Below are 7,845 nucleotides of genomic sequence, written 5' to 3' on the forward strand. Positions count from 1 at the left end.
GTTGCCGACTTGGATTTTGATTTCAAATCAGCAAGGAGGGTCATCATGGACTGGGTGTTGATCACCAAATTCGGGAACAACCCGATTGGAGCGATTGGCTTCGTCGGCGACGACGCGGTCGCCATCGCGGCTTTCTACGACGATCGCGACGGAAATCAGGATGGCAAGGTTTCGCTTCTGGAACGCTTTGCCGCCAAAATCTCCATCGTCAGGCTGGACGGCCTCTCGGTGACGGAAGTCGCCATGCAGGCTCGTGTCGATCCCGACGTGCTGGAGCGCGATCCGTCCTTTGCCCAGGTGGCGACCCAAATCTATCTCAACTTCGCCAAGGGATTGATCCTGGACGGGATCTATGCGGCCTATTTCGCGCGCGGCGTCTCCATGACCGGCAAGGGAATCGCACAGCTGGTGACGTCCAGCACAGTCAAGGGATTCGTGGTTCGCAAAGGTTTCGAGAGCGCCGTCAAGGACGCATTCTACAACGTGACGGGCCGCTGATCATGCATGTGTCTCCTCCATTCTTGGAAGAGACGCGGCATCAACTCCCCTGCCACCGGTCCCTGAACACCAGCTCCTCCAAGGGCAGGCGCTTGCGCCAGCCCTTGGTTTCCAACTCCGGCGTCGCTTCGAAATGGGTGACGTGGCCGAGGCAGAGATAGGCGATCGGCACGATCCGCTGCGGGATGCCGAGCGCTTCCCTCAGCGCCTCCTCGTGCAAAATGCTGACCCAGCCGACTCCGAGCCCTTCCGCCCTCGCGGCCAGCCACAGGTTCTGCACGGCGCAGACGCAGCTGTAGAGGTCCATCGCCGGCATGTGGGTGCGGCCCAGCACCACCGGGCCGGAGCGCTCGCGGTCGCAAGTGATGCACAGGTTCACCGGTGCCTCGCGGATGCCCTCCAGCTTCAGGCGGCTGTAGAGGCTGCGCCGTTCGCCGTCGAACATCGCCTCCGCCTCCTCGTTGGCGCGGGCGAAATCGGCGTGGATGCGGGACTTCACCTGCGGATCGGTGACGACGATGAAATTCCAGGGCTGCATGAAGCCGACCGACGGGGCATGGTGGGCGGCCAGCAGGATGCGGGTCAGCACCTCGTCCGGAACCGGGTCGGGGCGGAACTGCCCGCGCACGTCGCGGCGGGAAAAGATCGCCTTGTAGAGCGCGTCACGCTCCGCCGCGGTGAAATCGTCCTCCATCGTCACCCCCGCGCGATCAGATGGACGAAGGAGCCCAACGCCCGCCCGCGCCGGCTGCCGAGCGCGCCCAGGTCGCTGCCGTCCGCCGCCGTCGCGGCGAGCAGCGGCGCGTCGTCGCCGCGGGACAGGGTGGAGGCGTAATGGAACTCATGCCCCATCAGCGGCGATCCTGCCTCTCCCAGCGGTCCGTCGGCCAGCAGCGACGCCCGGCGATAGCCCAGATGCAGCCGCCGCTTGGCGAAGGAGGTGCGCACCCCCAGCAGCCCGGTCATCTTGTGGGTGACGCCATCGGCATCCTCCAGCGTTTCGCCCATCACCATGTAGCCGCCGCATTCGCCATAGACCGGCACCCGCTCCGCTGCCGCGCGCAGGCCGTCGCGGAAGATGGTGTTGGCGGCGAGGCGGCCGGCATGCAGCTCCGGATAGCCGCCGGGCAGATAGACGGCGTCCGCGTCCGGCGGCGGCGCCTCGTCGGCCAGCGGCGAGAAGAAGCGCAGTTCCGCGCCCGCCGCCTGCCAGCCGGCGGTCAGGTGGGGATAGACGAAGGTGAAAGCGGCATCCCGCGCGATGGCGATGCGCTGGCCCGGCGGCGGCAGGGCAGGGGCATCGCTGCCGCGCCCGGCTATGGACGGCTTGGCGAGCGCAACGACACGGTCGATGTCGACATGCTCGGCGATGAAGCGGCCGAGTGCCTCCAACCGGTCGGACAGCCCCTCCGTCTCGTCGGCCTGGACGAGCCCGAGATGGCGCTCGGGCAGGCTGAGATCCGGCGCGCGCGGCAGGGAGCCCAGGACCGGGATGCCCAGCGCCTCGACGGCGCCGCCGGCCAGTGCTGTGTGGCGCGGACTGCCGACATTGTTCAGCACGACGCCGCCGATGGTCACGTCGTCGCGGTAGGTGGCGAAGCCCTTGACCAAGGCGGCGGCCGACTGCGACTGGCCTTTGGCGTTCACCACCAGCAGCACCGGCCAGCCGGTGCGCGCCGCGATCTCCGCCGTCGAGCCGGTGCCGGTGGCCCCGACGCCGGCAACGCCGTCGAACAGGCCCATCAGCGCTTCGCAGACCAGCAGATCGGCGCCCTCGGCGGCACGGGCGGCCAGCCCGTCCAGCAAATCCGGCCCCATCGCCCAGCTGTCGAGATTGACGCTGGGCCGGCCGGTGGCGGCGCGGTGGAAGGCCGGGTCGATGTAGTCCGGCCCCGACTTCACCGCCCCCACCGCCACGCCGCGGGCGCGGAGCGCCGCCAGCAGGCCGAGTGTCAGCGTCGTCTTGCCGGTGCCCGAGGCCGGTGCCGCGATGATCAGGCCATTAGCCATGGTGCAGCGCCGTCTGGGCCGGCAGCCAGTCCAGCGCCGGGCGCAGCCGTACCACCTCGCCGATCACGATGATGGCCGGCGGCTCCAGCCCGCTCGCCGCCAGATCGGCGACGCAGGTGCCGAGGCTGGTGACGAGGCTCTTCTGGTTGGCGGTCGTCGCCTCCGTCACCACGCCGACGGGGGTGTCGGCGGACAGGCCGCCGGCCATCAGCTCCGCCGCGATGGTCGGCAGCGCCTTCCACCCCATATAGAGGATCAGCGGCGCCTTGGTGGCGGCCAGCGCCCGCCAATCCGGCCCGCCGCCCAGCGAATGGCCGGTCGCCAGGATCACCGCCTGGTTGGTGTCGCGGTGGGTCGCCGGGATGCCGGCATAGGCCGGGCCGGCGATGCCCGACGTGATGCCGGGGACGATGCGGAAGGGGATGCGCTCAGCCGCCAGCGCCTGCGCCTCCTCGCCGCCGCGGCCGAAGACGAAGGGGTCGCCGCCTTTCAGCCGCAGGACGCGGTGCCCCTCCTTCGCCAGCTCGATCAGGCGGTTGGTGATGTCGTCCTGATGGGCGGAGGGCCGGCCGCCGCGCTTTCCGGCGAACTCCAGCCTTGCCGATGGGCTGGCGAGCGCCATGATCCGTTCGTTGACGAGCGCGTCATGGACGATGACATCGGCTTGCCTTAGACCTTGCAGGGCCAGCAGGGTTAACAGGCCGGGGTCGCCGGGGCCGGAGCCGGCCAGCCAGACGCTGCCGGGGGCGAAGGGAACCAGGACGCTTTCGGGAATGGACGACTCAAACGACATGAACGCGGACTCAGGGTCGGAGAAGACGGAAGGCGGTGCGGAGGATGCTACACCCTTGCGCCGCGGCTGGACGACGGGAACCTGCGCCACCGCCGCGGCGCGGGCGGCGGCGGATGCCCTGTTCGGCGGGGAGTTCCCCGACCCGGTGACGGTGACCCTGCCCGGCGGCCAGGCCCCGGCCTTCGCCCTGGCCGTGACCGAACGGGGGGAGGGGACGGACGGCTCCCCGGGCGAACCCTGGGCCATGGCCGGCATAATCAAGGATGCCGGCGACGATCCCGACGTGACCCATGGCGCGCTGGTGCGGGCGCGGGTGTGGCGCGGTGCGCCCTGCAGCGGCGTGACTTTCCGCGCCGGTCCCGGCGTCGGCACCGTGACCTTGCCCGGCCTGCCGCTGCCGGTCGGCGAGCCGGCGATCAACCCGGTGCCGCGCCGCATGATCGCTCAGGCGGTGGGGGAGGCGGCGGGCGCCGCCGGCCAGCCGGCCGATCTGGTGGTCGAGGTCGGGGTGGAGAATGGCGAGCAGCTTGCCAAGCGCACCATGAACGGGCGGCTCGGCATTCTCGGCGGGCTGTCGATCCTGGGAACCACGGGGATCGTCGTGCCCTATTCCTGCGCGGCATGGATCGCCTCGATTCAGCGCGGCGTCGATGTGGCGCGGGCGGCCGGGCTGCCCCATGTCGCGGCCTGCACCGGCGACCTGTCGGAAAAGGCGGTGGTGGCGCGCTATGGCCTGCCGGAGCAGGCTCTGCTCGACATGGGCGATTTCGTCGGCGGCACGCTGAAGTATCTGCGCCGGCACCCGATTCCGCGCCTGACGCTGTGCGGCGGCTTCGCCAAGTTCGGCAAGCTGGCGCGCGGGCTGATGGATTTGCACAGCAAGCGCCATGCTGTCGATTTCGACTGGCTGGCCGACCGGCTGGCGGATCTTGGAGCCGGGCCGGAGCTGGTCGCGCAGGCGCGCGGCGCCAACACCGCGGCGCAGGTGCTGGGCATGGCGGACGCCGCCGGTCTGCCGCTGGCCGACCATGTGGCCGAGCTGGCGCGCCGCGCCGCGCAGGAGGTGCTGGAGGATGCGCCGGTCGCGGTCGAGGTGCTGGTCACCGACCGCCAGGGGCGCATCGTCGGCGAGGCTCACTCCCCCAACTCCTGGCCCAACTCCTGGCCCAGCCCCCGATAGCGCCTCACATGGCTACCGTCATAGAGCGCGCTGCAGCGGAACTCCTCATGGCCCAGCGCCGGGCCGACCAGGATCAGCGCGGTGCGTTCCATCGGTGAGGCGGCGACCTGGGCGGCGATGTCGGCCAGCGTGCCGCGCAGCACCCGCTCGTCCGGCCAGGTGGCGCGGTAGACCACCGCCGCCGGGCAGTCGGCGCCGTAGAGCGGGGTCAGCCGCTCCACCACCCGGTCGATGACGTGGATCGACAGGTGGACCGCCAGCGTGGCGCCTGAGGCGCCCAGCACCTCCAGCGTCTCGTTCGCCGGCATCGCCGAGGCGCGGCCCTCGGTGCGGGTCAGGATCAGTGTTTGGCTGACCTCCGGCAGGGTCAGCTCCCGCCCCAGCGCGGCCGATGCGGCGGCGAAGGCCGGCACGCCGGGGGTGATGCTGTAGGGGATGCCCAGCTCCCGCAGCGCGCGGGTCTGCTCGCCCAAGGCGCTGTAGACCGACAGGTCGCCGGAATGCAGCCGTGCCACATCCTGGCCGGCGGCATGGGCGGCCTGGAACTCGGCGACGATCTCTTCCAGCGTCAAGGGCGCGGTGTCGATGATGCGCGCATCGGCCGGTGCGTGGGCAATGATCTCCTTCGGGACCAGGGAGCCGGCATAGAGGCAGACCGGGCAGCGGGCGATCAGGTCGCGGCCGCGGAGCGTCAGCAGGTCGGGAGCGCCCGGTCCGGCACCGATGAAATGGACGGTCATGAACGGGTCTCCGACAGGACGATGGCAGGCAGGGCGAGCGCCACGGTGGCGCGGGGGGTGGAGCGGCGCGGCAGCAGCAGGCGCGATCCCGGCCCGGCGGCGGCCAGTGCCGCGGCTTCTGCCACCGAGGCCAGCCCGACCGCGGCCAGCACGGTGGAGGAGCGGGTGTGGACACGGTCCTGTGCCGCCAGCATCGCGTCCTCCTCGATGAAGCGCAGCGGCAGGCCGAGCGCGCGGGCGGCTTCGGCCAACCCTGCCTCGTCGGCCTTCATCGCCGGGGCTGCCAGCGCCGCCAACTGGCGCGCGGCATCGGGCAGCGCCGCTTCGTCGAAGGCGTCGGCGACCAGAGTGGCGATCTCCTCCCAACCGCAGCCGCGGCGGCAGCCCAGCCCGACAAAGACGGGACCGAACAGCAGGGCGTCGGGAGTCAGGCGGTCCATGTGTCCTCCCGGTACGGCTTTTCTGCGCAAGGTTTTTCTGCACAAGGCTTTTCGGCCCGCCACAGCGTCACCGGCATCGATGCGCGCCAGCCGCGGAAGCCGCCGACCGCCGAGGCGCGGGCCACCGAAATCTGGGTCAGCTCGCCGCCCAGCCGTTTGTGGGCGTCGAACAGCACGGCCTCGCTTTCCAGCGTCACTGCATTGGCGGCGATCCGGCCGCCGGAGGGCAGGGCGTCCCAGCAGGCGGCCAGCAGGCCATCCGCGGTCAGCCCGCCGCCGATGAAGATGGCGTCCGGCCGCTCCAGACCCTCCAGTGTAGCCGGGGCCTTGCCGCGTGCCAGCGTCAGGCCGGGCACGCCGAAGGTGGCGGCGTTGGTCAGGATGCGGGCAATCCGCTCCGGGTGGTGTTCGACGGCGATGGCTCGGTTGGCCGGGTCGCGCAGCATCCATTCGATGCCGATCGAGCCCGACCCGGCGCCAACGTCCCACAGCAGTTCCCCGCGGCGGGGCGCGAGGAAGGACAGGGTGACGGCGCGCACCTCGCGCTTGGTGATCTGGCCGTCATGCTCGAACCAGTCGTCGGGCAGGCCGGGGGCCAGCGGCAGGATGCGGGCATCGGGGGCGGCGACGCAGTCGAGCGCGATGGTGTTGAGATCGGCGGTGCGCTCGGCGGTCCAGCCGTCGGCGGTGGCCTCCAGCCGGGCCTCGCGCGGGCCGCCCATCGCCTCCAGAACCATCAGGCGCGAGGCGCCGAAGCCGCGGGCGCGCAGCAGGGCGGCCAGCTTCGCCGGGGTCGTTCCGTCCCAGGAAAGAAGCAGCAGCTTGGCGTTGGGTTGCAGATGCGGAACGACCTGCTCCAGCGGGCGGCCATGAACGGTCAGGCAGCGGCAGTCCTGCAAGGGCCAGCCCAGCCGGGATGCGGCGAGGCTGAAGGCGGAGGCCGCCGGAATCAACGTCATTTCCGCAGCCGGAACGAGTCGCGACAGGGTGGCGCCGACGCCGTACCAGGACGGATCGCCGCTCGCCAGCACGCAGACCCGCTGGCCGCGCATGCTGAGCAGGCCAGGGAAGGCATCGGTCATCGGCGACGGCCAGGCCAGCCGTTCCTGTCCCGCAACGACCGGCACGAGATCGAGGTGACGACTGCCGCCATGGAGGATGGCCGCACTTTCCACCGCCGCGCGGGCGGCGGGCGACAAACCGTCCCAGCCATCCTCGCCGATGCCGACGATGGTAAGCCAGCGGGTCGTTCCCATGCTATCCATGGCGCCGATCCTGACGGGTGGGGAGGGGGAGATGGTCAAGGCGCTGACGGTCAAAATACTGATCCTGGGCGGCACGACGGAGGCGACGGCGCTGGCCAAACGGCTGGCCGGCCATCCGCGCATCGACGCCTGCGTCTCGCTGGCCGGTCGCACGAAGAACCCGCTGCTGCCGCCGCTGCCGACCCGCATCGGCGGCTTCGGCGGGGTGGAGGGGCTGACCGGTTATCTGCGCGCCGAGGGCATAGAGGCTGTGATCGACGCGACCCACCCTTTCGCGGCGCAGATCTCTGCCAATGCCGCCGCGGCCTGCGCGCGGGCCGGCGTGCCGCTGCGCCTCCTGACCCGTCCGGCCTGGGTGGCGGGGCCGGGCGACCGCTGGATCGGCGTGACGGACATGGCGGCCGCGGCGCTGGCTTTGCGCGGCCTGGGCGACACCGTGTTCCTGACCATCGGCCGGCAGGAGGTCGCGGCCTTCGAGGCGGTTCCGGACAAGCGCTACCTGATCCGTGCCGTCGACCCGCCCGATCCGATGCCGGCCCTGCCGCGCGTGAGCCTGATCCTCGACCGCGGGCCGTTCACCGTCGAGAGCGAACTGGCGCTGATGCGGGGGGAGGGGGTGGAGGTGGTCGTCAGCAAGAACAGCGGCGGACGCGCCACCGACTCCAAGCTGGAGGCCGCGCGCCGGCTCGGCCTGCCGGTGGTGATGGTGGAGCGGCCGGCCGGAAACGGTGTCGCCGAGCTGCACGACGTGGAGGACGCTGTGGGGTGGCTGGAGGGGATGGGCTAAGCCTCTCCCACGCGCATTCTCCCTCTCCCCCCCGGGGAGAGGGTCGGGGTGAGGGGGATGCACCGCGTGACATCCCGGGAATCCTCGTGGCGCGTCCCCCCCCCCCCCCCCCCTCCCCCGGGGGGGGGGGGG

General features: G+C 71.2%; 9 protein-coding genes. 3 read left to right on the forward strand and 6 right to left on the reverse strand.

What is annotated here, in order from left to right; translation table 11 throughout:
* Window positions 1-45: 45 nt before the first annotated feature.
* Window positions 46-498, forward strand: coding sequence for a hypothetical protein (locus tag TSH64_RS30045; RefSeq protein WP_109450679.1), 453 nt, complete (start codon window positions 46-48; stop codon window positions 496-498).
* 40 nt (window positions 499-538) lie between these two features.
* Here TSH64_RS30045 and bluB read toward each other — a convergent pair whose 3' ends face one another.
* Genes bluB through cobA form a run of 3 tightly spaced genes read right to left on the reverse strand, consistent with a single transcriptional unit; the run spans window position 539 to window position 3,301 of the window.
* A complete protein-coding gene (gene bluB, locus TSH64_RS30050) occupies window positions 539-1,192 on the reverse strand; it encodes a 5,6-dimethylbenzimidazole synthase (RefSeq protein WP_109450681.1) in 654 nt (217 codons plus the stop codon).
* Between the two features lie 2 nt (window positions 1,193-1,194).
* Entirely contained in the window at window positions 1,195-2,508 is a 1,314-nt protein-coding gene (locus TSH64_RS30055) for a cobyrinate a,c-diamide synthase (protein ID WP_109450683.1), read from the reverse strand.
* Window positions 2,501-3,301, reverse strand: coding sequence for a uroporphyrinogen-III C-methyltransferase (cobA, locus tag TSH64_RS30060; RefSeq protein WP_109450685.1), 801 nt, complete (start codon window positions 3,299-3,301; stop codon window positions 2,501-2,503). The genes TSH64_RS30055 and cobA overlap by 8 nt, the downstream gene beginning before the upstream one ends.
* Here cobA and TSH64_RS30065 point away from each other — a divergent pair.
* Window positions 3,300-4,481: a cobalt-precorrin-5B (C(1))-methyltransferase gene (locus TSH64_RS30065; RefSeq protein WP_109450687.1), complete on the forward strand. Its 1,182-nt coding sequence runs from the start codon at window positions 3,300-3,302 to the stop codon at window positions 4,479-4,481. The two genes, cobA and TSH64_RS30065, sit on opposite strands and share 2 nt — an antisense overlap.
* On the opposite strand, the gene cobM is transcribed toward TSH64_RS30065, so the two are convergent.
* Genes cobM through cbiE form a run of 3 tightly spaced genes read right to left on the reverse strand, consistent with a single transcriptional unit; the run spans window position 4,436 to window position 6,917 of the window.
* Window positions 4,436-5,221 (reverse strand): precorrin-4 C(11)-methyltransferase, encoded by a 786-nt coding sequence (cobM, locus tag TSH64_RS30070; protein WP_109450689.1) that lies wholly within the window; start codon window positions 5,219-5,221, stop codon window positions 4,436-4,438. The genes TSH64_RS30065 and cobM overlap by 46 nt on opposite strands.
* Entirely contained in the window at window positions 5,218-5,661 is a 444-nt protein-coding gene (locus TSH64_RS30075) for a cobalamin biosynthesis protein (RefSeq protein WP_109450691.1), read from the reverse strand. The genes cobM and TSH64_RS30075 overlap by 4 nt, the downstream gene beginning before the upstream one ends.
* Window positions 5,649-6,917, reverse strand: a complete 1,269-nt coding sequence (gene cbiE, locus TSH64_RS30080; protein ID WP_109450693.1) for a precorrin-6y C5,15-methyltransferase (decarboxylating) subunit CbiE — start codon at window positions 6,915-6,917, stop codon at window positions 5,649-5,651. Before cbiE ends, TSH64_RS30075 begins: the two co-directional genes overlap by 13 nt.
* Here cbiE and TSH64_RS30085 point away from each other — a divergent pair.
* Window positions 6,916-7,713, forward strand: a complete 798-nt coding sequence (locus TSH64_RS30085) for a cobalt-precorrin-6A reductase (RefSeq protein WP_247873217.1) — start codon at window positions 6,916-6,918, stop codon at window positions 7,711-7,713. The genes cbiE and TSH64_RS30085 overlap by 2 nt on opposite strands.
* The last annotated feature ends 132 nt before the right edge of the window (window positions 7,714-7,845 follow it).

Origin of the sequence: Azospirillum sp. TSH64 (assembly GCF_003116035.1) — a bacterium.
Lineage (GTDB): Bacteria > Pseudomonadota > Alphaproteobacteria > Azospirillales > Azospirillaceae > Azospirillum.